Origin of the sequence: Falsiroseomonas oryzae, from assembly GCF_027856955.1 — a bacterium.
Classification (GTDB): Bacteria; Pseudomonadota; Alphaproteobacteria; order Acetobacterales; family Acetobacteraceae; genus Falsiroseomonas; species Falsiroseomonas oryzae.
This window is the reverse complement of record NZ_JAPSMD010000678.1, coordinates 1-2,028: the sequence shown is the minus strand read 5'-3', so window position 1 is coordinate 2,028 and position 2,028 is coordinate 1. Positions and strand designations below refer to the sequence as shown.

The following is a 2,028-nucleotide window of genomic DNA, read 5'->3' as shown; positions in this document are numbered from 1 at the left end:
CGCGCCGCCCGGCAGCATCGCGCCGCAACCCGGCAGAAGCTGCCGGGCGCGCGGCAGGGGCCGCCGCATCCAGCCCGCTGCGGCATGGCACGCGGCTTGCGCCAGCGTCGCTCGACACACCAGCCGCGAGGAACCCGAAGCGATGTCGCTGCTCGGCTCGATGACCACCGCGATCAGCGGGCTGACCGCGCAGTCGCGCGCGCTCGGCAACGTCTCCGACAACGTCGCCAACAGCCAGACGGTCGGCTTCAAGCGCGTGGACACCAACTTCACCAGCTGGCTGACGCGATCCACCCTGCGGCTGCACATGCCCGGCTCGGTGGAGGCGCGCCCGGACTACACCAACACCGTGCAGGGCACGATCGAGCAGGTGGAGAACCCGCTGGCCATGGCGATCGCGGGCCAGGGCTTCTTCTCCGTCGCGCAGGCGCGCGGCGGGCAGGGCGACGACGTGGTGTTCGACGAGCGGCAGTTCTTCACCCGCGCCGGCGACTTCGCCACCGACCGCGACGGCTACATGGTGAACGGCGCGGGCTACTACCTGGAAGGCTGGCGCATGCTGCAGAACGGCGAGCCGGACCGCACCACGCTCTCCCCCATCCGCATCAGCGAACTCGTCTACAACCCGGTGCCGACCAGTCGCATCGACTTGGCCGCGAACCTGCCCTTCAACGTGCCGCAGGTGGCCGCCGTGCCGGCCGCCGCCCCCTGGGCGCCGGCCGAGCAGCCGGTCAGCAGCGTCATCCAGATCTTCGACGCGCTGGGCAACCAGCGGCAGGTGACGCTGGACTGGTGGAAGCTGGACGACGACACCTGGCGCCTGCGCATTGACCCTGCGGGCGATACGCTGGCGCCGGCTGGCGGGCGCTTCGTGGACGTGAACTTCGGCGGCACCATCGCCGCCGGTCCGCCGCCCGTCACCGCGCCGCCCGGCACCATCTCCTCGATCGTGCCGCTGGCCAACGTGACGGGCACCGTGCCGGCGCCGATCGCTGCGGGCGATCCCGCCTCCCTGGGCTTCACCGCGGATTACGGCTTCGGCGCGCAGAATGTCAGCCTGCGCCTGGGCGGCTTCGGCGTGCCGACCGGGCTCACCAACTACGCCGGCACCGAATACGGCGTGCGCGACCTGAGCCAGGACGGCGTGCCGCTCGGCGCCTTCTCCGGCGTGACCGTGCGGGAGAATGGCGACGTCGCCGTGAACTACGACAACGGCCAGACGCGCATCGTCGCTCGCGTGCCGGTGGTGGCCTTCAACGACCCCGACAAGCTGCAGCGCCTGGACGGCCAGGCCTTCATGCGCACGGTGGAGAGCGGCGAGGCGCGGGTGACGGACGCGGCCTCCAATGGCGTGGGCAAGCTGGTCACCGGTTCGGTGGAGCGCAGCAACGTGGACATCGCGACCGAGTTCTCGAAGCTGATCCTGGCGCAGCGCGCCTACACGGCGAACACGCGCATCGTCACGGCATCCGACGAGATGCTGCAGGACACCATCAACATGCGCCGGTAGGCGCATGTTGATGGGAGTCTTCGTGGTGCCCTCAAGCGCCGGGCGGCCGCATCCGCGGCCTTGGCTGCGCCCCGGCCAAGGGCGCGCCAGCCGCGCTGTCGGTCTGGGCGCGGGCCGCGTTCGCGGCCTCGGCCGGCCGGTGGCCGGCCGTCAGTGCTGGTCCGGGTAGCAGGAAGCTGGGATGACGCTTGACCTTGCCCTCACCGTCGCGCGGTCCGGCCTGAGGCTGCTCGACCGGCAGATGGCGCGGACGGCGGACGACATCGCGAAGGCCGGCAGCGAAGGCCATACGCGCAAGATCCTGCAGGGCGAATCGCTTTCGGTCGGCGGGACGGGCATCGGCGTGCGGGCGCAGCCGGCCACGCGCGACGTGGACCTGGCGCTGCAGGCGGCCGAGATGCGCGCGCGCGGCGACGCAGCCGCGGCGGCGCTGCGGACGAAGCTGCTCGGCACGGTGGAGAACGCGCATGGCCGGCCGGGGGATGGCGACAGCCTGGGCGGGCGGCTCTCCGGCCTGC

Annotated in this window: 2 protein-coding genes; both read left to right on the top strand. The window is 72.1% G+C overall.

The features are described 5' to 3' along the window. Positions 1-142 precede the first annotated feature (142 nt). A complete protein-coding gene (locus tag OZN99_RS30510; RefSeq protein ID WP_270938965.1) occupies positions 143-1,510 on the top strand; it encodes a flagellar hook protein FlgE in 1,368 nt (455 codons plus the stop codon). 181 nt (positions 1,511-1,691) lie between these two features. Next, the coding region (locus tag OZN99_RS30505; RefSeq protein WP_270938964.1) for a hypothetical protein at positions 1,692-2,028 on the top strand (337 nt) is incomplete at its 3' end.